This window comes from Pseudomonas sp. Root401 (assembly GCF_001425105.1).
Classification (GTDB): Bacteria; Pseudomonadota; Gammaproteobacteria; order Pseudomonadales; family Pseudomonadaceae; genus Aquipseudomonas; species Aquipseudomonas brassicacearum.
Genome location: NZ_LMDO01000004.1, coordinates 93,019 through 115,185, shown reverse-complemented (window position 1 = coordinate 115,185; position 22,167 = coordinate 93,019). Strand labels below are relative to the sequence as shown.

Below are 22,167 nucleotides of genomic sequence, written 5' to 3'. Positions count from 1 at the left end.
TTTTAACTGATTTTTGCCCGCCGAGGACACATGATGGCTGACGATATGAATACCCAGGATGACCAGGCGCTGGCCGACGAATGGGCTGCGGCCCTGGAAGAAACCGGCGATGCCGGGCAAGCCGACATCGACGCCTTGCTGGCGGCCGACACTGGCGCCCATGCGTCCAGCCGTCTGCAGATGGAAGAATTTGGCAGCGTGCCGAAGAGTCATGAGCCGGTGACGCTCGATGGCCCGAACCTGGATGTGATTCTCGATATCCCGGTGTCGATTTCCATGGAAGTGGGCAGCACCGACATCAACATCCGCAACCTGCTGCAGCTCAACCAGGGCTCGGTGATCGAACTGGACCGCCTGGCCGGCGAGCCGCTTGATGTGCTGGTCAACGGCACCTTGATCGCCCATGGCGAAGTGGTGGTGGTCAACGAGAAGTTCGGCATTCGCTTGACGGACGTGATCAGCCCGAGCGAACGCATCAAGAAGTTGCGCTGAGTGAAAGGTTTCTTCGCTGTAGCCGCGATGCTGCCATTGAGTGTGCTGGCGGCCGAACCGGTTGCCACGGCCGCCGCTGCGCCGGCAGCAGGCAGTGGTGTCGCCGGGCAATTGGCGCAATTGGTGCTCGGTTTGCTGCTGGTGCTGGGCTTGATCTTCTTTCTCGCCTGGCTGTTGCGGCGTGTGCAGCAGGCGGGGCCGGCTGGCAAGGGGCAGGTCATCGACATCGTCGGTACCCGCGCGCTCGGGCCACGCGACCGGCTGGTGCTGGTGCAGGTCGGCAATGAGCAGATCCTGCTGGGCCTGAGCCCGGGCACCATCACCGCCTTGCACGTCCTCAAGGAGCCGGTGCAGGTGCCCTCCGCCGAGCAGGCCAGCCCCGAATTTGCCCAGCGTCTCATGGAACTGTTGGGTAAAGACCAGAAGGATAGAAAGTAATGCCGTTGCGCATTCTGTTGGCATTGGCCCTGATGCTGGCCGCACCGTTGGCGTTCGCCGCTGATCCGCTGTCGATCCCGGCGATCACCCTCGGAACCAACGCCGAAGGGGCCCAGGAATACTCGGTCAGCCTGCAGATCCTGCTGATCATGACCGCGCTGAGTTTCATACCGGCGTTCGTCATGCTGATGACCAGCTTCACTCGGATCATCATTGTCTTTTCGATCCTGCGCCAGGCCCTGGGCCTGCAACAGACGCCCTCGAACCAGATCCTCACCGGCATGGCGCTGTTCCTGACCATGTTCATCATGGCGCCGGTGTTCGACCGGGTGAACCAGGATGCGTTGCAACCTTACCTGGCCGAAAAAATCACCGCCCAGGACGCCGTGGCCAAGGCTGAAGTGCCGATCAAGGATTTCATGCTGGCCCAGACTCGCAGCAGCGACCTGGAGCTATTCATGCGCCTGTCCAAGCGCACCGATATCCCCAGTGCCGATCAGGCGCCGCTGACTATCCTGGTGCCGGCGTTCGTGACGTCCGAACTCAAGACAGCGTTCCAGATCGGCTTCATGATTTTCATCCCGTTCCTGATCATTGACCTGGTGGTCGCCAGTATCCTGATGGCCATGGGCATGATGATGCTCTCGCCGCTGATCATTTCCCTGCCGTTCAAGATCATGCTGTTTGTGCTGGTGGATGGCTGGGCGCTGATCATCGGTACCCTGGCGGGCAGTTTCGGCGGTGTTTAGGCCTTTTGTGCGGGTAGGACGATATGACGCCTGAAGTAGCGGTAGACCTGTTCCGTGAAGCGCTCTGGCTGACGACCATGATGGTTGCCATCCTGGTGATTCCCAGCCTGCTGGTGGGGTTGCTGGTGGCGATGTTCCAGGCCGCGACCCAGATCAACGAACAGACCTTGAGCTTCCTGCCGCGCCTTCTGGTGATGCTGGTGACGTTGATCGTTGCCGGCCCCTGGATGGTACAAACCTTCATGGAATACATCCTGCAGTTGTACGGCAGTATTCCGCAGTTGATCGGCTAACCTCATGTCGATGCTCGCGCTGACGGACACCCAGATCAGTTCCTGGGTGGCATCGTTCATCCTGCCGCTGTTTCGCGTCACCGCAGTGTTGATGAGCATGCCGGTCTTCGGCACGACCCTGGTGCCTCGGCGCGTGCGTTTGTATTTCGCCCTGGCGATCACGGTTGTCATCGCGCCTGGGCTACCACCGATGCCGCCGGTCAATGCCCTGGACCTCAGCGCGCTGATGTTGGTCGCGGAGCAGATTCTCATTGGTGTCTTGATGGGGTTCTCTTTGCAGCTGTTTTTTCAGGCATTCGTGGTCGCCGGACAAATCATTTCGGTCCAGATGGGCATGGCCTTCGCGTCCATGATCGACCCTACCAACGGCGTCAACACAGCGGTGATCGGTCAGTTCCTGACGATGCTGGTGACGCTTTTGTTCCTCGCCATGAACGGGCATCTGGTGGTGTTCGAGGTCTTGACCGAGAGCTTTACCACCATGCCGGTGGGCAGTGCGTTGCTGGTCAATCATTTCTGGGAAATCGCCGGCAAGTTGGGCTGGGTCCTGGGCGCGGCGATGTTGCTGGTATTGCCGGCGATCACCGCGTTGCTGGTGGTCAACATCGCGTTTGGCGTGATGACTCGCGCGGCGCCGCAGTTGAACATTTTCTCCATTGGCTTCCCGCTGACGCTCGTGCTGGGCATGGTGATCTTCTGGGTCAGCCTGGGGGATATCCTCAACCAGTATCAGCCGCTGGCGATTCAGGCCTTGCAGCTGCTGCGTGACATGGCGCAGGCGCGCTGAACCATGGCCGAGAGCGAGAGTGGTCAGGACAAGACAGAAGACCCCACGGAAAAGCGCCTGCGCGAGTCCCGGGAAAAGGGCGAGATCGCCCGCTCCAAAGAACTCAACACGCTGGCGGTGATGCTGGCCGGGGCGGGTGGGTTGCTGATTTATGGCGGCGGTCTGGCCCTGGACCTGCTGGAAATCATGCGCCTGAATTTCTCCCTGCCCCGTGAGGTGCTGCTGAGTCCTGGCGCCATGGCGCAGTATCTTTTGCATTCTGGCAAGATCGCGATCATTTCGTTGCAACCGATCCTGATTTTTTTGCTGCTGGCAGCTTGTCTGGGGCCGATTTCCTTGGGGGGGTGGTTGTTTTCCGGCAAGACCATGGCTCCGAAATTCAGCCGGATGAACCCTGCGGCGGGCCTCAAGCGGATGTTTTCCACCACTGCGGTGATGGAACTGCTGAAGGCGCTTGGGAAATTCTTCCTGATTCTCTTCGTCGCGTTGACGGTTTTACAAGCCGATATCGACGACCTGCTGCGCATCGCTCACGAGCCGCTTGAACAGGCGATCATCCACAGCGTGCAATTGGTTGGCTGGAGCACGTTGTGGATGGCTTGTGGCCTGATGCTGATCGCCGCTATCGACGTGCCGATCCAGCTGTATCAGAGCAAGCAGAAGCTGATGATGACCAAGCAGGAGATACGCGACGAGCACAAGGACCAGGAAGGCAAGCCGGAGGTCAAGCAGCGGATTCGCCAATTGCAGCGCGAAGTGTCCCAGCGGCGGATGATGGCAGCGATCCCAGACGCCGATGTGGTCATCACCAACCCGACCCACTATGCCGTGGCGCTCAAGTACGACCCCGAGAAAGGCAACGCTCCGGTGTTGCTGGCCAAGGGCAGTGACTTCCTGGCGCTGAAGATCCGTGAGATCGCCGTGGCCAATGAGGTGATGCTGCTCGAGTCCCCGGCGCTGGCACGGTCGATTTACTACTCCACTGAGCTCGACCAGGAAATCCCTGGCGGCCTGTACCTGGCCGTGGCCCAGGTGCTGGCCTACGTCTACCAGATCCGCCAGCACCGCGCCGGCAAGGGCAAGCGCCCCGAACCGCTCAAGGATCTGCCGATCCCGCCGGATTTGCGCCGCGATTCGTAGGAGCTGCCGAAGGCTGCGATCTCTTGATCTTGATATCTCGACTGCGAGGTGAAAGATCGCAGCCTTCGGCAGCTCCGACAAAAGTTGGAAGGCTTCTTGCAATACCCCGTCTGCGCCCCCTCCGGGCGTCAAAAGTTTGCTTCACAGGAACGGGGATTATTGGTGGATCGCTCTCAGTTACTCAACACCGCGCGCAGCAATGTAGCCGACCTCAGCCGGGGCAATCTGGGCGTGCCGGTGTTGCTGCTGGTCATGCTCGCCATGATGATGCTGCCGGTGCCGCCGTTCCTGCTGGACGTGTTCTTCACGTTCAACATCGCCCTGTCGATCGTCGTGCTGCTGGTGTGCGTCTACGCCCTGCGGCCGTTGGACTTTGCGGTGTTCCCGACCATTCTGCTGGTGGCGACGCTCATGCGTCTGGCGCTCAACGTGGCATCCACCCGGGTGGTCATGCTCCATGGCCAGGACGGGCACGCCGCCGCCGGTAAAGTGATCCAGGCCTTTGGTGAGGTGGTGATCGGCGGTAACTACGTGGTCGGTATCGTGGTCTTCGCCATCTTGATGATCATCAACTTCGTTGTAGTAACCAAGGGCGCCGGGCGGATTTCCGAGGTGAGCGCGCGTTTCACCCTCGATGCGATGCCCGGCAAGCAAATGGCGATCGACGCTGACCTCAACGCCGGCCTGATCGACCAAAGCCAGGCCAAGGCACGACGCCTTGAAGTCGCCCAGGAAGCCGAGTTCTACGGTTCCATGGACGGTGCCAGCAAATTCGTGCGCGGTGACGCCATCGCCGGTCTGCTGATTTTGTTCATCAACCTGATCGGCGGCATGGCCGTCGGTATCTTCCAGCACAACATGACGTTCGGCGACGCTGGCAAGGTCTACGCCTTGTTGACCATCGGTGACGGTTTGGTGGCGCAATTGCCATCACTGTTGTTATCCACAGCTGCCGCGATCATGGTGACCCGTGCTTCGGGCTCCGAAGACATGGGCAAGCAGATCGGCCGGCAAATGTTCGCCTCGCCCAAGGCCCTGGCGGTTGCCGCCGGCCTGATGGCAGTCATGGGCCTGGTGCCGGGGATGCCGCATTTTTCCTTCCTGAGCATGGCTGCCCTGGCTGGCGGCGGTGCCTACCTGTTCTGGAAGAAGCAGAACGTGCAAAAAATCCAGGCGCTGCAAGAGGTCAAGCGCCAGCAGGAACTGCTGCCGTCGCCGGCTCGCGCCATGGAAACCAAGGAGTTGGGCTGGGATGACGTGACGCCAATCGACATGATCGGCCTGGAAGTCGGTTACCGCCTTATTCCATTGGTCGACCGCAACCAGGGTGGTCAGTTGCTGGCGCGGATCAAGGGGGTGCGCAAGAAGCTGTCCCAGGACCTGGGCTTCCTGATGCCGACCGTGCATATCCGCGATAACCTCGACCTGGCGCCAAGCGCCTACCGCCTGACGCTGATGGGGGTGATCCTGGCCGAAGCCGAGATCTACCCCGACCGCGAACTGGCGATCAACCCCGGGCAGGTCTACGGCACCCTCAACGGCATCACCGCCAAGGATCCGGCTTTCGGCCTGGAGGCGGTGTGGATCGAAATCAGCCAGCGGGCCCAGGCCCAGTCCCTCGGCTATACCGTGGTGGACGCCAGTACGGTGGTGGCGACCCACTTGAACCAGATCCTGTACAAGCACTCCAGCGAGCTGATAGGCCACGAAGAAGTCCAGCAACTCCTGCAAGTACTGGCCAAAGGCTCGCCGAAGCTGGCCGAAGAGCTGGTGCCAGGTGTGGTTTCGTTGTCGCAGTTGCTCAAGGTGCTGCAGGCGCTGTTGGCCGAACAGGTGCCCGTGCGCGACATACGCAGTATTGCCGAGGCTATCGCCAACAACGCCTCCAAGAGTCAAGATACCGCCGCCTTGGTGGCTGCGGTTCGGGTCGGCGTGTCCCGCGCAATCGTCCAAAGCATTGTAGGCACTGAGTCTGAGCTGCCTGTGATCACCTTGGAGCCAAGGTTGGAACAGATATTGCTCAATAGTCTGCAGAAGGCAGGACAAGGCTCGGAAGAGGGTGTCCTGCTGGAGCCAAGCATGGCCGAGAAGCTGCAGCGTTCGCTGATCGAAGCAGCCCAACGGCAAGAGATGCAAGGCCAACCGGTGATCCTGCTGGTGGCCGGCCCGATTCGCGCGATGCTCTCGCGATTCGGTCGCCTCGCGGTCCCGGGGCTGCATGTGCTGGCGTACCAGGAAATACCGGACAACAAGCAAGTGACCATCGTTGCGACAGTAGGGCCCAACGGCTGAGGTAGTGGTTTATGCAAGTGAAGCGTTTTTTCGCCGCCGACATGCGTCAGGCCATGAAACTGGTTCGTGACGAGCTGGGCGCTGAAGCAGCCATCATTGGCAACCGTCGTATCGCCGGCGGTGTCGAGCTGACGGCGGCCCTGGATTACAAACTGTCTGCGCTGGCCCCGCGGGTTCCGAACATGGAACTCGAAGATGAGCTGCGCAAGACTCAATCGCGCATCGCCAGCGCCCAGGCCGAGCTGAGCCTGCGCAGCAGCGAAGGCGAGGCCGCGGCAGGCACCAATCGTCAACTGTTCGCCGGTCAGCCGCTGACGGCCGGGCTGCCGTTGACCGCTGCCGAACCACTGGTCGAGCAGGCCCACGCCGAACCGCGTCGTCCTGAGCCGGCGCCCGCAGCGCCTGCCCGGGGTGTCGATCCGCGCGCGCTGGACTCGATGCGTTTTGAACTCAACAGCCTGCGCGAGCTGATGGAAGTCCAGCTCGGCTCCCTGGCCTGGAACCAGCTGCAAGGCAGCCGTCCAGCCCAGGCTAACCTGTGGCGTCGCCTGCAACGCATCGGCCTGTCCGGCCCGTTGTCCCGGGACCTGCTGGCGCTGATCAATGGAATCGAAGAGCCTCGTCAGGCCTGGCGCATGTTGCTGGCGCACCTGGCACGAATGATCGCGACCCCGGAAGTCGAGCCACTGGAAGAAGGCGGGGTAATTGCCATGGTCGGTCCTGCCGGCATGGGCAAGACCACCACCTTGGCCAAGCTCGCCGCCCGTTATGTACTCAAGTACGGCGCCCAGAGCATTGCCCTGGTGAGCATGGACAGTTTCCGCATCGGTGCCCAGGAGCAACTCAAGACCCTCGGCCGGATCCTCAATGTGTCGGTGACCCATGTGGATCCCGGCCAGTCCCTGGCCCAGGCGCTGGAGCCGCTGCTGCGCAAACGCGTCGTGCTGATCGATACCGCAGGCCTGCAAGCCAGCGATCCAGCCCTGCGCATGCAGCTCGAAAGCCTGGCCGGACGCGGTATCAAGTCAAAAAATTATCTCGTGTTGGCAACCACCAGCCAGAAACAGGTTCTAACCGCCGCATACCACAGCTACAAACGCTGCGGGCTGGCCGGCTGCATCCTGACTAAGCTGGACGAAACGGCAAGCCTGGGCGAGGTGTTGAGCCTGGCGATCGGTCATGAATTACCGGTGGCCTACCTGACCGACGGGCCGCGGATCCCGGATGATTTGCATCTGCCGCGCCGTCATCAACTGGTCAGTCGTGCCGTGAGTGTGCAAATGCAGGAAGAACCCAGCGAAGAAGCCATGGCTGATATGTTCGCTGATATCTACCACAGCCCGACCAAGCAGGTCGGCTGAGGTAATCATGAATATTTTTTGTACCTACATCGATGGTCTGCCATGCATTAGTTCCGTATGCGAACGCGCAGCCAGTAATGTGGCCTCCGTCTAAGTAAGACAAGGTAAAGAACGAACATGGGCAGCATGCATCCCGTACAGGTGATCGCGGTGACCGGCGGCAAAGGTGGCGTCGGGAAGACTAACGTGTCAGTGAACTTGTCCCTGGCTCTGGCAGAGCTTGGCCGACGGGTCATGCTGCTGGACGCCGACCTGGGCCTGGCGAACGTCGACGTGTTGTTGGGGCTTACACCCAAACGCACGCTGGCGGACGTGATTGAAGGGCGCTGTGAGCTGCGTGACGTGTTGTTGCAGGGGCCGGGCGGGATTCGCATCGTGCCGGCTGCCTCAGGCACCCAGAGCATGGTTCACCTGACCCCGGCCCAGCACGCGGGCCTGATCCAGGCTTTCAGCGACATCGGCGACAACCTCGATGTGCTGGTGATCGACACCGCAGCCGGTATCGGTGACTCGGTCGTCAGTTTCGTCCGCGCGGCCCAGGAAGTGCTGCTGGTGGTCTGCGACGAACCGACGTCCATCACCGACGCCTATGCCCTGATCAAGTTGCTTAACCGCGACTATGGCATGAACCGCTTCCGCGTCCTGGCCAACATGGCCCAGAGCCCGCAGGAAGGACGCAACCTGTTCGCCAAGTTGACAAAGGTCACGGATCGCTTCCTGGACGTCGCCCTACAATACGTCGGCGCAGTGCCTTACGACGAAAGCGTACGCAAGGCCGTCCAGAAGCAACGTGCCGTTTATGAAGCTTTTCCACGTTCCAAATGCGCGCTGGCGTTCAAGGCCATCGCCCAGAAGGTCGATACCTGGCCACTGCCGGCCAACCCTCGCGGGCATCTGGAATTTTTCGTCGAGCGTCTTGTGCAACAAACAGCAGGGCCCGTGCTATGACAGCCAGCGGTTACAACCATCTCTACAAAAAATCGGCACGGGACGCCCAATACGAATTGATCGAGCGTTACGCGCCACTGGTCAAGCGTATCGCCTATCACTTGCTGGCGCGGTTGCCGGCCAGTGTCCAGGTTGAAGACTTGATCCAGGCGGGCATGATCGGCCTGCTCGAAGTGGCGAACAAATACGACGCGAGCAAAGGCGCGAGTTTCGAGACGTATGCCGGTATTCGCATTCGCGGTGCCATGCTCGATGAAGTCCGCAAGGGCGATTGGGCGCCGCGTTCGGTACACCGCAATACCCGCATGGTCAGTGATGCAATTCGGGCAATTGAAGCTAAAACCGGGCGTGACGCTAAAGATCACGAGGTTGCGGCCGAACTCCAGTTGAGTCTCGACGATTATTACGGGATTTTGAACGATACCTTGGGCAGCCGCCTGTTCAGTTTCGACGACCTGTTGCAGGACGGCGAACATGAAGGGCTGCACGAGGATAACGCGAGTGCTCACATGGAGCCGTCGCGTGACCTGGAAGATGAACGTTTCCAGAGCGCGCTGGCGGATGCGATTGCCAATTTGCCGGAGCGTGAGCGGCTGGTCTTGGCGCTGTACTACGACGAAGAGCTGAACCTCAAGGAAATCGGTGAGGTCCTGGGGGTCAGCGAATCGCGGGTCAGCCAGTTACACAGCCAGTGCGCGGCCCGTTTGCGGGGGCGTTTGGGGGAGTGGCGAGCGCGTTGACAGGCAGTGTGGGGACACTGCGAACGAGGCTGGACTGGCGAATGCTGTACCAGTCTCCATCCGTTGTGCTCCAGACCGTTGTCGAGTGTTGTGTCGGATTGATTGAAATGGCGCGTCCAGGTGCTGGGCGCGTTTAAGACTGCTTGGAGGTCGAATTGGACAAGAACATGAAAATCCTCATCGTTGATGACTTCTCAACGATGCGGCGGATCATAAAAAACCTGTTGCGTGACCTTGGGTTCACCAACACGGCCGAAGCAGATGACGGGACCACTGCGCTCCCGATGTTGCACAGTGGCAACTTCGATTTTCTGGTCACCGACTGGAACATGCCGGGCATGACTGGTATCGACCTGTTGCGCCAGGTGCGTGCCGACGAAAAACTCAAGCATCTTCCGGTGCTGATGGTTACTGCCGAAGCCAAGCGCGAGCAGATCATCGAAGCGGCCCAGGCCGGTGTAAACGGCTATGTGGTCAAACCCTTCACGGCCCAGGCGTTGAAAGAGAAGATTGAAAAAATCTTCGAACGCATCGGTTAACGGCGCCACGGGGGAGCTATGGATAACGAATCTTCAATGGGCGATTTCGAATCGACCCTGAAAAAACATGCCCGCGAACTGGTCGACAGCCTTGAAAAAGGTCGCTTTGGCGATGCGGTTCAAATGATCCATGAGCTCAACCAGACCCGTGACCGCGGTCTGTATCAGGAGGTGGGCAAGCTCACGCGTGAATTGCACAGCGCGATTGTCAATTTCCAGATCGACCCGAATATGCCGCAGGCCGAGGAAGTCTCGCAGATCACCGACGCCACCGAGCGTCTGGGTTATGTGGTCAAGCTGACCGAGGCCGCGGCCAACCGGACCATGGACCTGGTGGAAAGCGCAACGCCCCTGGTCAACGGCCTGAGCGACGAAGCCCAGGCCTTGAGTACCGACTGGGGTCGGTTCATGCGGCGCGAAGTCGGCGCCGAAGAGTTTCGGGAGCTGGCCCGTCGGGTCGACGGTTTCCTGACGCGCAGCAGCACCGAGAACCGCGCGGTGGCAAGCAACCTCAACGATATTCTGCTGGCTCAGGACTATCAGGACCTGACCGGCCAGGTGATCAAGCGTGTGACCCAGCTGGTCACCGAAGTGGAAAGTAACCTGCTCAAACTGGTGTTGATGGCCAGCCAGGTAGACCGCTTTGCAGGCATCGAACACGACCGTGAAGCGATGCTTGCTGAAAAAGATCCACAAAAACATCTCTCTCAGGGTGAAGGTCCGCAGATTCATGCCGATAAAAGAGAAGACGTTATGTCCGGTCAGGACGATGTGGACGATTTGCTGTCCAGCCTTGGATTTTGATTTAGCCCTATTTTAGGAGCAGCCATTAATGAGCTTCGGCGCCGATGAAGAGATCCTTCAGGATTTCCTGGTTGAGGCCGGCGAGATTCTAGAGCAACTGTCCGAACAGCTGGTCGAGCTGGAAAGCCGACCAGATGATGCGGATCTGCTCAATGCAATTTTTCGCGGTTTCCACACTGTAAAAGGAGGCGCCGGCTTCCTCCAGCTCAACGAGCTGGTGGAGTGCTGTCACATTGCCGAAAACGTGTTCGACATCCTGCGCAAGGGTGAGCGTCGCGTTGATTCGGAACTGATGGACGTGGTGCTTGAGGCGCTGGATGCGGTCAACAGCATGTTCAGCGAAGTGCGTGAGCGCTCGCCGATCACCGCTGCCACCCCCGAGCTGCTCGCTGCACTGGCGCGCCTGGCTGAGCCGCAATCGGCTGACGAAGCGGCTCCGGTTGCCGAGGCAGTGGCTGAAGAACCGGTCGCCGAAGAGTCGGGCGACATTACCGATAACGAATTTGAACAACTGCTGGATTCGCTGAACGCCGTCAAGGCCCAAGCCGAAGCCCCGGCGGCACCTGCTGCGCCGCCCGCCAATGCAACGGCTGACGCCAGTGATGAAATCACCGATGCCGAGTTCGAGTCACTGCTCGACCAGCTTCATGGCAAAGGCCAGTTCGCTCCCGATGCGGTCACGCCAGCGGCGACTCCGGCTGCCCCGAAAGCGGCGGGCGACAACTCCGACATCACCGACGACGAATTCGAAGCCTTGCTCGATCAGTTGCACGGCAAGGGCACGTTTGCCGTTGACGCGCTGGATTCAGCCATCGCTTCCGCGCCGACGCCAGCCAAGCCGGCTGCCGCGGCGGCTGGCAGCGACCTGATCAGCGATCACGAATTCGAATCGCTGCTCGACGAACTGCACGGCAAAGGCAAGTTCACAGAAGTCGGGAAGGCCGCGGCTGCTCCTGCTGCCGGCACTACCGCCACTGCTGTTCCAGCGGCCAAGGCTGCGCCCAAACCCGCTGCCAAGGCAGCGGAACCGAAGGCCGAACCCGCCAAGCCTGCTGCTGCCGCTGCTGCTCCGGCGCCAGCCCGTGCTGCGGCGGCTGCGCCTGCGGACAAACCGGCCAGCGAAGCCGAGACCACCGTTCGGGTCGATACCGCACGCCTGGACGAGATCATGAACATGGTCGGCGAACTGGTGCTGGTGCGTAACCGTCTGGTGCGCCTGGGTCTCAACAGCCAGGACGAAGCCATGTCCAAGGCCGTGTCGAACCTCGACGTGGTCACGGCGGACCTGCAGACCGCGGTCATGAAGACCCGGATGCAGCCGATCAAGAAAGTCTTCGGGCGCTTCCCGCGTCTGGTTCGAGACCTGGCTCGCCAGCTCAAGAAAGAAATCAACCTGGAACTGGTGGGTGAAGAGACCGACCTCGACAAGAACCTTGTCGAGGCCCTGGCCGACCCGCTGGTCCACTTGGTGCGCAACGCGGTCGACCACGGCATCGAGTCGCCGGAAGAACGCGAAGCCTCGGGCAAGGTCCGCAGCGGCAAGGTGATCCTGGCCGCCGAGCAAGAGGGCGACCACATCTTGCTGTCGATCTCCGACGACGGCAAAGGCATGGATCCGAACGTGCTGCGCTCCATCGCGGTGAAACGCGGGGTGATGGACAAGGATGCCGCCGACCGCCTGAGCGACACCGAGTGCTACAACCTGATCTTCGCCCCGGGTTTCTCGACCAAGACCGAGATTTCCGACGTGTCGGGCCGTGGCGTGGGCATGGACGTGGTGAAAACCAAGATTTCCCAGCTCAACGGTTCGATCAATATCTACTCGACCAAGGGCCTGGGCTCGAAGATCGTCATCAAGGTCCCGTTGACCCTGGCGATCATGCCGACCCTGATGGTGATGCTGGGCAACCAGGCCTTCGCCTTCCCGCTGGTCAACGTCAACGAGATCTTCCACCTCGACCTGTCGCGCACCAACGTGGTGGACGGCCAGGAAGTGGTGATCGTACGGGACAAGGCACTGCCACTGTTCTACCTCAAGCGATGGCTGGTCAGCTCCGCCGCTCATGTAGAGCAGGGCGAGGGCCATGTGGTGATCCTTTCGGTGGGCACCCAGCGGATCGGCTTCGTCGTCGACCAGTTGGTGGGCCAGGAAGAAGTGGTCATCAAGCCGTTGGGCAAGATGCTCCAGGGCACCCCGGGCATGTCCGGCGCCACCATCACCGGCGACGGCCGCATCGCGTTGATTCTCGATGTGCCAAGCATGCTCAAGCGTTACGCCGCCCGGCGTATTTGATTCTGGAGGGGCGTGGCCCAGGGCCGCGCCTCGTCTAACGGAGTGTTTATGGTAGTTAAAGTCCTGGTGGTGGACGATTCGGGGTTTTTCCGCCGCCGCGTCTCGGAAATTCTTTCGGCGGACACGAGTATTCAGGTCGTCGGTACCGCGACCAATGGCAAAGAGGCGATCGATCAGGCCCTGGCACTCAAGCCGGACGTGATCACCATGGACTACGAGATGCCGATGATGGACGGCATCACGGCCGTGCGGCATATCATGCAGCGCTGCCCGACGCCGGTATTGATGTTCTCGTCCCTGACCCATGAAGGCGCTCGGGTGACCCTCGATGCGCTGGACGCCGGGGCGGTGGATTTCCTGCCGAAGAATTTCGAAGACATTTCGCGCAACCCCGACAAAGTCCGGCAGCTGCTGTGCGAAAAGGTCCACAGCATTTCCCGCAGCAATCGCCGTGTCGGTGCCTACAGCGCACCGGCGCCAGCCCCTGTTGCGGCGCCAAGCCCGGCGCCGACTGCATCGAGCAGCTTCAATCCGGCACCGGTACGCAGTACACCGGCACCAGCCCCTGCGCCGGCTCGCCCAGTGCCCGCCAGTACGTCGTCGCCGGCGCCCAAGCGCAAAGCCTACAAGCTGGTCGCTATCGGCACGTCCACGGGTGGCCCGGTGGCGCTGCAACGGGTCCTGACCCAGTTGCCGGCCAACTTCCCAGCCCCCATCGTGCTGATCCAGCACATGCCGGCGGCGTTCACCAAGGCTTTCGCGGAGCGCCTGGACAAGCTGTGCAACATCAGCGTCAAGGAAGCCGAGGATGGCGACATCCTGCGTCCAGGCCTGGCGTTGCTGGCACCCGGTGGCAAGCAGATGATGATCGATGGCCGCGGCGCGGTGAAAATCCTGCCGGGTGACGAGCGTCTGAACTACAAGCCTTGCGTGGACATTACCTTCGGTTCCGCGGCCAAGTCCTACGGTGACAAAGTTCTGGCGGTGGTGCTCACCGGCATGGGCGCCGACGGTCGCGAAGGCGCGCGCCTGCTCAAGCAGGGTGGCAGTGCGATCTGGGCCCAGGACGAAGCCAGCTGCGTGATCTACGGCATGCCAATGGCCATCGTAAAAGCCGATCTTGCCGACGCGGTGTACGGATTGGACGACATTGGTAGACACCTGGTCGAGGCCTGCCTGTAATGGATGTGCTCAGCCTGATCGGCATCATCATGGCGTTCGTCGCCATCATTGGTGGCAACTATCTGGAAGGCGGTCATCTGGGTGCGCTGGCCAACGGCCCGGCGGCGTTGATCGTGCTCGGTGGCACCATTGGCGCGGCGCTGTTGCAGTCGCCCATGAGCGCTTTCAAGCGCGCCATGCAAGTGCTGATCTGGATTCTGTTCCCACCCCGTGTCGACCTGGCCGGTGGTATCGATCGGGTGGTGAACTGGAGCCTGACCGCTCGCAAGGAAGGCCTGCTGGGGCTGGAAGGGGTGGCCGATGCCGAGCCCGACAGCTACTCACGCAAAGGCCTGCAATTGCTGGTGGACGGTGCCGAGCCGGAAGCCATCCGCAGCATCCTGGAAGTGGATTTCTACACCCAGGAAAGCCGCGATATCGAGGCGGCCAAGGTGTTCGAAAGCATGGGCGGCTACGCGCCGACCATCGGCATCATCGGTGCGGTGATGGGCCTGATCCACGTGATGGGCAACCTTGCCGATCCATCGCAACTGGGCAGCGGCATCGCCGTGGCGTTCGTCGCCACGATCTACGGCGTGGCGAGTGCCAACCTGGTGCTGCTGCCCATCGCGGCCAAGCTCAAGTCCATCGCGTTGCGCCAGTCGCGCTATCGCGAAATGCTGCTGGAAGGGATCCTGTCGATCGCCGAAGGTGAAAACCCGCGCTCCATTGAGTTGAAGCTCCAGGGCTTCATGGACTGATGGGAGACAAGGAACATGGCACGTCGCAGGCACACCGAAGAACACGTCAACCATGAACGCTGGCTCGTTTCCTACGCCGACTTCATCACGCTGCTGTTCGCCTTTTTCGTGGTCATGTATTCGATCTCGTCGGTCAACGAAGGCAAGTACAAAGTCATTTCCGAGGCGTTGATCGGCGTCTTCACCGACTCCGACCGCGCGCTAAAACCGATTCCCATCGGCGATGAGCGCCCCAAGACCACCACGCCGGCCAAACCCTTGGTCAAGGACAGCGAGCAGGTCGATGCCGGTATCGCCGGCGGTAGCGATCCGTTGAAAAGCATCGCCGACGATATCAGCGCGGCGTTCGGTGACCTGATCAGCGCCAACCAGATGACCGTGCGCGGCAACGAGTTGTGGGTCGAGATCGAGCTCAATTCCAGCCTGTTGTTCGGCAGCGGCGATGCCATGCCCAGCGACATGGCGTTCAACATCATCGATAAGGTCGCGGCGATCCTCAAGCCCTTCGATAACCCGATCCATGTCGAAGGCTTCACGGACGACCAGCCGATCCGTACCGCGCAATACCCGACCAACTGGGAACTGTCCTCGGCCCGTTCGGCGAGCATCGTGCGCATGCTGGCGATGCAGGGTGTGAACCCCGGTCGCCTGGCCTCGGTGGGCTACGGCGAGTTCCAGCCGGTCGCCAACAACGCCACGGCCGAAGGGCGTGCGCGCAACCGCCGGGTGGTGCTGGTGGTGTCGCGCAACCTCGATGTGCGTCGCAGCCTGACCGGTACCGGTACGGCCAAAGCAACTCCGGATGCGGCATTGAAGCGGGCTGGCACACAAACTGCACCGGCTCCGGTCAAGTCGCCGGGAAGACAGAGTGCCGTCAATTCTCCGTCACCCGCTTTATAACCGAGCTATTTCTCGGTCGAGCCTGTTTCGGCCGGGAGGAACGATCCGAATGAGAGTCTGGGCAGTCGCCAATCAAAAAGGTGGTGTGGGCAAGACCACATCTTCCATCGCTTTAGCCGGGTTGCTGGCCGAGGCGGGCAAGCGCGTGGTCATCGTTGATCTGGATCCCCATGGCTCGATGACCAGCTATTTCGGCTACGATCCCGACAGCCTGGAGCACAGCAACTACGACCTGTTCCTGCACAAGGGCGTTGTGCCCGAGGGCCTGCCGGGGCAGTTGCTGTTGTCCACCAGCGACGAGCGGATTTCCCTGCTGCCATCGAGCACCGCCCTGGCCACCCTGGAGCGCCAGTCGCCGGGGCAGGGCGGGTTGGGCCTGGTGATTGCCAAGAGTCTGGCGCAGCTGTGGCAGGATTTCGATTACGCGATCATCGACAGCCCGCCGTTGCTGGGTCTGCTGATGGTCAATGCCTTGGCGGCCAGCCAGCAGTTGGTCATTCCGGTGCAGACCGAGCATCTGGCGGTCAAGGGCCTGGAGCGCATGGTCAATACACTGGCGATGGTCAACCGCTCGCGCAAGCAGACGCTGGCCTTCAACATCGTGCCAACCCTGTTCGATCGTCGTACCCAGGCCTCCCTGGGCACCTTGCGGGTGTTGCGGGACAAGTACCCGGAGGACATCTGGCAAGGCTATATCCCCGTTGATACTCGCTTGCGGGACGCCAGCCGCGCCGGTGTGACCCCGTCGCAGTTCGATGGCAAGAGCCGCGGCGTGCTGGCCTATCGGGCGCTGCTCAAGCACCTGTTGACCCAACAGCTTGTTCCGCAGCAGGTGGCTTAAGTGACGAGGCTTTCCACTGGCATCGTGTTCGCTTGCGAGCGCTCAAGTCCTGCCGCATTCATGCCGATAACCTCTTCAAGTGGCGCACTGTTCCTATGAGCCGCCCGATAAAGACAACCTCGCGTCCGCAAATGGCCCTGCAGTCCTATCTGGATGGGCTGCTGCAGGAAGCGACCGAAGAATTGCCACCACAGCCAAGCGTAATCGAGGCGTTGCCCGAGCACGTCGAAGCCAAGGGTGTGCTGGATGAATTTCAAGCGGCCGTGCTCGAAGAGCAGGCCCGTGACGCACAGAAAGCAGTAGTGGCAGCAGCGGTCGAGGCACCGTTTATCAAGCCTCAGGTGGCGGTCATGGACGCGCCTGCGCCGATCCTGGCGCCGGTCTCGACCGTTGCCCCGCTGCTGCAAGGCCTGGTGACGCCGGTGGTGGAAATCCACCTGCCACCGAGCAATCCGCCGCCACCGGTGCCGGGCGACGACCGTCCGGCCTGGGCTGCCGAGCCGTTCGAGTGTCTGTTGTTCGATGTGGCCGGGTTGACCCTGGCGGTGCCGCTGGTATGCCTGGGGTCGATTTATTCCCTGGCCGGGCAGGAATTGACGCCGTTGTTTGGCCAGCCGGAATGGTTCCTCGGAATCCTGCCGAGCCAGGCCGGCAACCTGAAGGTACTGGACACGGCACGCTGGGTCATGCCGGACCGTTATCGCGATGACTTTCGCCAAGGCTTGCAGTACGTGATTTCAGTGCAGGGTTACGAATGGGGTTTGGCGGTGCATCAGGTCAGCCGTTCGCTGCGTCTGGACCCGAACGAGATCAAGTGGCGCAGCCATCGAGGGCAACGGCCATGGCTGGCCGGTACGGTGATCGAGCATATGTGCGCCTTGCTGGACGTTTCCGAGCTGGCGGAGCTGATCGCCAGCGGCGGGGCAAAACACCTGGGCGGCAGCAAGACGCCGGTCCAGAAACCGAAATAAGACAACCGGCGGCGCACAGCGTCGCCGGACAGAATACACGCCGCCACAGGCGGTTTTTCGAGGGGTCAGGGTATGAATGATAAGGCGTCGTCTCAAAAGGGTTCTGAAGATCCGATTCTGCAATGGGTGACCTTCAAGCTCGATAACGAAACCTACGGCATCAACGTGATGCGCGTTCAGGAAGTGCTGCGCTATACCGAGATCGCCCCGGTACCGGGTGCACCGAGCTACGTGCTGGGCATCATCAACCTGCGTGGTAACGTGGTCACGGTGATCGATACCCGCCAGCGCTTCGGCCTGATGAATGCCGAGATCAGCGACAACACCCGGATCGTCATCATCGAAGCCGACAAGCAAGTGGTTGGCATCATGGTCGACAGCGTCGCCGAAGTGGTTTATCTGCGCCAGTCGGAAATCGAGACTGCGCCGAACGTGGGTAACGAGGAATCCGCCAAGTTCATTCAGGGCGTGTGCAACAAGAACAACGAGTTGCTGATTCTGGTTGAACTGGACAAGATGATGAGCGAAGAAGAGTGGTCGGAACTGGAGAGTATCTGATTTGATTCTTGAGGTAGCAGTCATTGTCCTGTTCCTTTTCTGGGCAGGCACGCTGGCGATGTTCTTGGCGTACATACGTGGCCAGCGGCAGATCGCCGCTCAGCAGGCCCAGGGCGATGCGCTGCGCGATCAGCGCATCAAGGACCTGGCCAAGCGTGTCGATGATTACCAGAACGGCACCGTGCGCATGGGCGAAGCGCTCCATGAGCTGCGTGCCGTGGTCGCGCCGTTGCCGGATAAACTCGCCCAGTTGGAACAGCGCGACCCCTCCAGCCTGTCCTTCGCCCAGGCCGCCCGCCTGGTGGGCATGGGCGCCAGTGTCGACGAACTGACCCAAGCCTGCGGCCTGACCCAGGCCGAGGCGGAGTTGATGAGTAAGCTGCACAAGGGCGGCTGATCGTCTTCACCCAGGTCCAATGTGGGAGCGAGCTTGCTCGCGATAGCGGTGTGACAGTCAATAGCGATGTTGAATGTGAGTCCGTCATCGCGAGCAGGCTCGCTCCCACAGGTTTTTCTGGCGCTTGCAGATTGATCATTTCCAACCCAAAACGCAGCCCAGGTGGCTAATACCTGTCAGTTAAACAGCAAACCCGTGGGAGCAAGCTTTGCTCCCACAGGATTATGCCGTTTGCTCCTAACTGACAGGCATTAGTCCAGATGGCTGTGATTAATAATCGTCGCCGCGGTCGGTTACATCCTTCTCGACACTCGGCGCATTCGGGTCGTAGCCCTGGGGGAACTTGCCCTTGAGGTTCCAGGCAAACGCGATGATCTCGGCAATCGTGCGGTACAGCTCTTCCGGGATGCTGTCACCCAACTCCATCCGTGCCAACAGCTTCACCAGCTCGGCATTTTCATAGATCGGTACTTCGCTTTCGCGGGCGATGCGCAGGATTTCCTCGGCCAGGGCTTCGTCGCCCTTGGCGGTGAGGGTCGGGGCGTGGTGGCCGTCGTACTTGAGGGCGATGGCCTGGCGGGGTTCGGTATGGGTTGTCATGCGGTTTCGTCTACCCAGCGTTGTTCCAGGCGAGTCTTGGGGCCTTGGGGCGGGGTGCCGAGGTGGCAGTCCAGCTCGCCGACGTTCAGGCCACAGGTCACCAGGCGTTCGCGCAATGCTGTCAGGTTGCTTTCAATCAAGCTCGCGGTGTATGGCCGTTCCGCCCACAACTGGCTGGACAGGCTGCCGCTGAGCAACTGGGCCTGAACCTGCAACGGTCCGAGCGGTTCCATGTCGAACGCCAATTCGACCCGCCAGAGCTGCTGTTTTGGCTCGCGTTCTTCCCGGCGCTCGTTGGGTTGCTCCCGGGGCGGGGTTTCCTCGCGCTGGAACTTGACCTGCAACGGCACGATGTCCTGCAGATTGCGCATCGGGATTTCCAATTGCCAGGTGCTCATCAGCCGACCGTCGTCGGTCAGGCCGGTCTGCTCCAGGCTCGACAACTGATGGCTTTGCAGGCGTGACACGGCGGCAGCGGCCAGGCGCAGCAGGTGTTCCAGGTCGCCTTCTTCGTCCTGGCCTTTCATCTGGCGCGAGGGCAGGGGGAAGCTGGTGGGTTGCGGTTTGGCGCTGACCTGGCCGAGGGTTCCCAGGGCGTTGCGGACAAAACTGGGCAGCACCTGGGCCAGGGTGTTGGCGGCAATGACGGCCGTGAGGTTGGTGGAGGCGGGCAGGGCTGGCGTCAGTTGGGCGATCAGCTTGAGCAGGTCGCCTTTGAGGTCCGGTGCCGGGCCCGGCGGCTGCCCGGCGAGCAACTTGCTTTCCAGGAACACACCGCTGGCGACCATGGCCTGGGCCAGCCCCTTGGGCGTGCTCAGTTGCTGGACATCCGGCAGGCTGGCCAACAGGCGTGTCACCGCGGCGCGCAGCTCGGAGCCGGTGTCGTCAGTGGCCGGCAGGTTTTGCAGGGCAGTAATCAGGCCGTCCAGCGAGCCCTGGCGACTCACTTGGGTGACCAGTTGCTGGCTCACCGCCAGTTGCTCCTGGCGGTTGCTCAGCGGAACGAATTTCAGTGTCTGGGCATCTTGCACCTGGGCACTCAACAGCGTGCCGATGCGCAGCGGCTGCGGGCTGTCGATGTCCAGGGTGCTGCCCGCCTGGGCGGTGTTGAGCAAGCTTACCAACGACCGATACACCGCCGGTTGCCCCGGCAACTGCGGCAACGCCTGGCTGGTCAGCACTTTGCCTTGCAGCAGGGTGCCGACCGGCAACTGCGCGGTGTCGATTCGGGTGAGGGTGGCGACGCTGGAGGCCACGGCCTGTTGCACGGCAATCGCCAGGTTGCTGGCGGACGGCTGGGTCACGGCCAGGCTGGTGCCTTGGGGCAACGGCTGGGTGCTGGTGGCCTGCACGGTGGTCTGGCGGCCGCTCTCCAGGGTGACCTTGAGCAACAGCTGGAAAGTCTGGTCAGCCTGCTTGAGCGACAGCACTTCGGCCTGGGCAATCTGGCCCGAGCTGATCAGGCCTTCGGTAGGCACCAGCAGTTTGAGCAGCTCGCCACTGACCGCCGGCATGCGCGGGGTTGCCGTGGGCTGGGGTAGCGGCAGGATGTTCATGTCGCCTGTCATTTGCAGTCTTACCTTGGGGAAATAAGCTCTCTTGAGAGTAGGTTAGGGCATGTATAATGCCGCCCGTCTTTCAGGGAGTGGCGAAAACCTTGCAATTGTTTGACGCAGCTCTGTGGAACAGGCCGTCAATGCATCTATGCTGCATCTCTTTAACGGCCGCAGCACCGCCGACTTGAACCGTATAAGGCCCGCGATCCCTTGACCAGTCCTCTCCTGCAAACCGTCGGCCTCGCCTGTGAGCGAGACTTGCGACTGCTTTTCGAAAATCTCGAATTGAGACTCTCGCGTGGCGATATGGTGCAAATCAGTGGTCCCAACGGCAGCGGCAAGACCAGCCTGCTGCGCCTGCTGGCCGGGTTGATGCAACCCACCGCAGGCCAAGTGTTGCTCAATGGCCAGCCCTTGCACAGCCAGCGCAGCGAACTGGCCCGCAACCTGCTCTGGATCGGCCATGCCGCCGGTATCAAGGATTTGCTGACCCCCGAAGAGAACCTCAGTTGGCTCTGCGCGTTGCATACGCCGGCCGGCCGCGAAGCGATCTGGCCGGCGTTGGCGGCGGTAGGGCTGCGCGGCTTCGAAGACGTGCCGAGCCACACCCTGTCTGCCGGCCAGCAACGCCGCGTGGCCCTGGCCCGGCTGTACCTGGACAGCCCGCCGCTGTGGATTCTCGACGAGCCATTCACCGCCCTGGACAAGCAGGGTGTCGCGCAGCTCGAGGAACACTTGGCCCAGCACTGTGAAAACGGTGGCATGGTGCTCTTGACCACCCACCACACGCTGGCGCGGATGCCGGCCGGTTATCGCAACATTGATCTGGGGAACTGGGCCGTATGAGTGTGTTTGGCCTGTTGCTTGCCCGCGAGGCGCGCCTGCTGTTCCGTCGTCCGGCCGAATTGGCCAATCCGCTGGTGTTCTTCGCGATTGTCATTGCATTGTTCCCGTTGGCGGTCGGGCCGGAGACTCAATTGTTGCAAACCTTGTCTCCGGGACTGGTCTGGGTTGCCGCGCTTTTATCGGTCCTGCTCTCGCTGGACGGGCTTTTCCGCAGTGATTTCGAAGACGGTTCACTGGAACAGTGGGTCCTTTCGTCGCACCCCCTGGCCCTTCTGGTTTTAGCCAAGGTACTGGCACACTGGGTTTTTTCCGGGCTGGCACTGGTATTGCTCTCGCCACTGCTGGCGATGATGCTGGGACTGCCCGGCGCGTGCATGCCGGTGCTGCTGGTGTCGCTGCTGCTGGGCACGCCGGTGCTGAGCTTGCTCGGTGCGGTGGGCGCGGCGTTGACGGTGGGGTTGAAGCGCGGCGGCCTGTTGTTGGCGCTGCTGATCCTGCCGTTATATATCCCGGTCCTGATCCTGGGCAGTGGTGCCTTGCAAGCGGCGCTGCAAGGCATGCCCGCGACCGGTTATCTGCTGTGGCTTGGGAGCCTGACCGCCCTGGCGATAACCCTGACACCCTTTGCAATAGCCGCTGGCCTGAAGATCAGCGTCGGCGAATAATAACGAGGCCTGGTCAAAAAACGACCACTTCTTTG

24 protein-coding genes are annotated in these 22,167 nt (G+C 61.3%); 22 read left to right on the top strand and 2 right to left on the bottom strand.

The genetic code is table 11. The annotated features are described in order from the left end of the window. Positions 1–33: 33 nt before the first annotated feature. From fliN to ASC85_RS05060, 20 genes are all read left to right on the top strand, one after another. The gene (gene fliN / locus ASC85_RS05155) at positions 34–492 is read left to right on the top strand and encodes a flagellar motor switch protein FliN (RefSeq protein ID WP_003199107.1); all 459 of its coding nucleotides are present in this window, start codon (positions 34–36) and stop codon (positions 490–492) included. Then, the gene (gene fliO / locus ASC85_RS05150) at positions 493–930 is read left to right on the top strand and encodes a flagellar biosynthetic protein FliO (RefSeq protein ID WP_057448516.1); all 438 of its coding nucleotides are present in this window, start codon (positions 493–495) and stop codon (positions 928–930) included. Continuing rightward, a complete protein-coding gene (gene fliP / locus ASC85_RS05145; RefSeq protein ID WP_003199111.1) occupies positions 930–1,679 on the top strand; it encodes a flagellar type III secretion system pore protein FliP in 750 nt (249 codons plus the stop codon). The genes fliO and fliP overlap by 1 nt, the downstream gene beginning before the upstream one ends. 23 nt (positions 1,680–1,702) lie before the next feature. After that, a complete protein-coding gene (fliQ, locus tag ASC85_RS05140) occupies positions 1,703–1,972 on the top strand; it encodes a flagellar biosynthesis protein FliQ (RefSeq protein WP_038858957.1) in 270 nt (89 codons plus the stop codon). Positions 1,973–1,976: 4 nt separating this feature from the next. Continuing rightward, the gene (fliR, locus tag ASC85_RS05135) at positions 1,977–2,759 is read left to right on the top strand and encodes a flagellar biosynthetic protein FliR (protein ID WP_057448515.1); all 783 of its coding nucleotides are present in this window, start codon (positions 1,977–1,979) and stop codon (positions 2,757–2,759) included. 3 nt (positions 2,760–2,762) lie between these two features. Continuing rightward, on the top strand, positions 2,763–3,899 hold the full coding sequence (gene flhB, locus ASC85_RS05130) for a flagellar biosynthesis protein FlhB (protein WP_057448514.1): 1,137 nt from the start codon (positions 2,763–2,765) through the stop codon (positions 3,897–3,899). Positions 3,900–4,061: 162 nt separating this feature from the next. Next, on the top strand, positions 4,062–6,191 hold the full coding sequence (gene flhA / locus ASC85_RS05125; RefSeq protein ID WP_057448566.1) for a flagellar biosynthesis protein FlhA: 2,130 nt from the start codon (positions 4,062–4,064) through the stop codon (positions 6,189–6,191). Positions 6,192–6,202: 11 nt separating this feature from the next. Next, positions 6,203–7,552, top strand: coding sequence for a flagellar biosynthesis protein FlhF (gene flhF / locus ASC85_RS05120; RefSeq protein ID WP_057448513.1), 1,350 nt, complete (start codon positions 6,203–6,205; stop codon positions 7,550–7,552). Between the two features lie 117 nt (positions 7,553–7,669). Beyond that, positions 7,670–8,500: a flagellar synthesis regulator FleN gene (fleN, locus tag ASC85_RS05115; RefSeq protein ID WP_003184001.1), complete on the top strand. Its 831-nt coding sequence runs from the start codon at positions 7,670–7,672 to the stop codon at positions 8,498–8,500. Continuing rightward, positions 8,497–9,240, top strand: coding sequence for an RNA polymerase sigma factor FliA (gene fliA, locus ASC85_RS05110; protein WP_057448512.1), 744 nt, complete (start codon positions 8,497–8,499; stop codon positions 9,238–9,240). Before fleN ends, fliA begins: the two co-directional genes overlap by 4 nt. A gap of 167 nt (positions 9,241–9,407) precedes the next feature. Then, complete coding sequence (locus ASC85_RS05105) at positions 9,408–9,779, top strand: chemotaxis response regulator CheY (protein ID WP_003199125.1); 372 nt, start codon at positions 9,408–9,410, stop codon at positions 9,777–9,779. Positions 9,780–9,797: 18 nt separating this feature from the next. Beyond that, positions 9,798–10,583 carry a protein phosphatase CheZ gene (locus tag ASC85_RS05100; RefSeq protein ID WP_057448511.1) on the top strand — a complete coding sequence of 262 codons (786 nt, stop codon included), beginning with the start codon at positions 9,798–9,800 and terminating at the stop codon, positions 10,581–10,583. 28 nt (positions 10,584–10,611) lie between these two features. Continuing rightward, positions 10,612–12,876, top strand: a complete 2,265-nt coding sequence (locus ASC85_RS05095; protein ID WP_057448510.1) for a chemotaxis protein CheA — start codon at positions 10,612–10,614, stop codon at positions 12,874–12,876. Positions 12,877–12,924: 48 nt separating this feature from the next. Beyond that, on the top strand, positions 12,925–14,058 hold the full coding sequence (locus tag ASC85_RS05090; protein WP_057448509.1) for a protein-glutamate methylesterase/protein-glutamine glutaminase: 1,134 nt from the start codon (positions 12,925–12,927) through the stop codon (positions 14,056–14,058). Further along, positions 14,058–14,798, top strand: a complete 741-nt coding sequence (locus ASC85_RS05085) for a flagellar motor protein (RefSeq protein WP_003199135.1) — start codon at positions 14,058–14,060, stop codon at positions 14,796–14,798. The genes ASC85_RS05090 and ASC85_RS05085 overlap by 1 nt, the downstream gene beginning before the upstream one ends. 15 nt (positions 14,799–14,813) lie before the next feature. After that, the gene (gene motD, locus ASC85_RS05080; protein ID WP_057448508.1) at positions 14,814–15,698 is read left to right on the top strand and encodes a flagellar motor protein MotD; all 885 of its coding nucleotides are present in this window, start codon (positions 14,814–14,816) and stop codon (positions 15,696–15,698) included. A gap of 49 nt (positions 15,699–15,747) precedes the next feature. Next, a complete protein-coding gene (locus ASC85_RS05075; protein WP_003199140.1) occupies positions 15,748–16,539 on the top strand; it encodes a ParA family protein in 792 nt (263 codons plus the stop codon). A 95-nt stretch (positions 16,540–16,634) separates the two neighbouring features. After that, positions 16,635–17,510, top strand: coding sequence for a CheW domain-containing protein (locus ASC85_RS05070; protein WP_057448507.1), 876 nt, complete (start codon positions 16,635–16,637; stop codon positions 17,508–17,510). A 72-nt stretch (positions 17,511–17,582) separates the two neighbouring features. Next, the gene (locus ASC85_RS05065) at positions 17,583–18,068 is read left to right on the top strand and encodes a chemotaxis protein CheW (RefSeq protein ID WP_003199144.1); all 486 of its coding nucleotides are present in this window, start codon (positions 17,583–17,585) and stop codon (positions 18,066–18,068) included. Between the two features lies 1 nt (position 18,069). Continuing rightward, positions 18,070–18,465: a DUF2802 domain-containing protein gene (locus tag ASC85_RS05060; RefSeq protein WP_003183966.1), complete on the top strand. Its 396-nt coding sequence runs from the start codon at positions 18,070–18,072 to the stop codon at positions 18,463–18,465. A gap of 270 nt (positions 18,466–18,735) precedes the next feature. Here the strand turns inward: ASC85_RS05060 and ASC85_RS05055 are convergent, their stop codons facing one another. Continuing rightward, complete coding sequence (locus tag ASC85_RS05055; RefSeq protein WP_003199146.1) at positions 18,736–19,065, bottom strand: EscU/YscU/HrcU family type III secretion system export apparatus switch protein; 330 nt, start codon at positions 19,063–19,065, stop codon at positions 18,736–18,738. After that, positions 19,062–20,633 (bottom strand): flagellar hook-length control protein FliK, encoded by a 1,572-nt coding sequence (gene fliK, locus ASC85_RS05050; RefSeq protein WP_057448506.1) that lies wholly within the window; start codon positions 20,631–20,633, stop codon positions 19,062–19,064. Before fliK ends, ASC85_RS05055 begins: the two co-directional genes overlap by 4 nt. Positions 20,634–20,831: 198 nt before the next feature. Here fliK and ccmA point away from each other — a divergent pair, with 198 nt between their 5' ends. Next, entirely contained in the window at positions 20,832–21,467 is a 636-nt protein-coding gene (ccmA, locus tag ASC85_RS05045; protein ID WP_057448505.1) for a cytochrome c biogenesis heme-transporting ATPase CcmA, read from the top strand. Further along, positions 21,464–22,132 (top strand): heme exporter protein CcmB, encoded by a 669-nt coding sequence (gene ccmB, locus ASC85_RS05040; RefSeq protein WP_003199151.1) that lies wholly within the window; start codon positions 21,464–21,466, stop codon positions 22,130–22,132. Before ccmA ends, ccmB begins: the two co-directional genes overlap by 4 nt. The last annotated feature ends 35 nt before the right edge of the window (positions 22,133–22,167 follow it).

Coding starts and splice junctions, on each gene's coding strand:
- ASC85_RS05105 (WP_003199125.1), top strand. CDS start 9,408: ATGAAAATCCTCATCGTTGATGACTTCTCAACGATGCGGCGGATCATA.
- ASC85_RS05100 (WP_057448511.1), top strand. CDS start 9,798: ATGGATAACGAATCTTCAATGGGCGATTTCGAATCGACCCTGAAAAAA.
- fliA (WP_057448512.1), top strand. CDS start 8,497: ATGACAGCCAGCGGTTACAACCATCTCTACAAAAAATCGGCACGGGAC.
- fliP (WP_003199111.1), top strand. CDS start 930: ATGCCGTTGCGCATTCTGTTGGCATTGGCCCTGATGCTGGCCGCACCG.
- ccmB (WP_003199151.1), top strand. CDS start 21,464: ATGAGTGTGTTTGGCCTGTTGCTTGCCCGCGAGGCGCGCCTGCTGTTC.
- ASC85_RS05055 (WP_003199146.1), bottom strand. CDS start 19,065: ATGACAACCCATACCGAACCCCGCCAGGCCATCGCCCTCAAGTACGAC.
- flhF (WP_057448513.1), top strand. CDS start 6,203: ATGCAAGTGAAGCGTTTTTTCGCCGCCGACATGCGTCAGGCCATGAAA.
- fliR (WP_057448515.1), top strand. CDS start 1,977: ATGTCGATGCTCGCGCTGACGGACACCCAGATCAGTTCCTGGGTGGCA.
- ASC85_RS05075 (WP_003199140.1), top strand. CDS start 15,748: ATGAGAGTCTGGGCAGTCGCCAATCAAAAAGGTGGTGTGGGCAAGACC.
- ASC85_RS05085 (WP_003199135.1), top strand. CDS start 14,058: ATGGATGTGCTCAGCCTGATCGGCATCATCATGGCGTTCGTCGCCATC.
- fleN (WP_003184001.1), top strand. CDS start 7,670: ATGGGCAGCATGCATCCCGTACAGGTGATCGCGGTGACCGGCGGCAAA.
- ASC85_RS05065 (WP_003199144.1), top strand. CDS start 17,583: ATGAATGATAAGGCGTCGTCTCAAAAGGGTTCTGAAGATCCGATTCTG.
- ASC85_RS05095 (WP_057448510.1), top strand. CDS start 10,612: ATGAGCTTCGGCGCCGATGAAGAGATCCTTCAGGATTTCCTGGTTGAG.
- fliK (WP_057448506.1), bottom strand. CDS start 20,633: ATGACAGGCGACATGAACATCCTGCCGCTACCCCAGCCCACGGCAACC.
- flhB (WP_057448514.1), top strand. CDS start 2,763: ATGGCCGAGAGCGAGAGTGGTCAGGACAAGACAGAAGACCCCACGGAA.
- fliQ (WP_038858957.1), top strand. CDS start 1,703: ATGACGCCTGAAGTAGCGGTAGACCTGTTCCGTGAAGCGCTCTGGCTG.
- fliN (WP_003199107.1), top strand. CDS start 34: ATGGCTGACGATATGAATACCCAGGATGACCAGGCGCTGGCCGACGAA.
- ASC85_RS05090 (WP_057448509.1), top strand. CDS start 12,925: ATGGTAGTTAAAGTCCTGGTGGTGGACGATTCGGGGTTTTTCCGCCGC.
- motD (WP_057448508.1), top strand. CDS start 14,814: ATGGCACGTCGCAGGCACACCGAAGAACACGTCAACCATGAACGCTGG.
- ASC85_RS05070 (WP_057448507.1), top strand. CDS start 16,635: ATGAGCCGCCCGATAAAGACAACCTCGCGTCCGCAAATGGCCCTGCAG.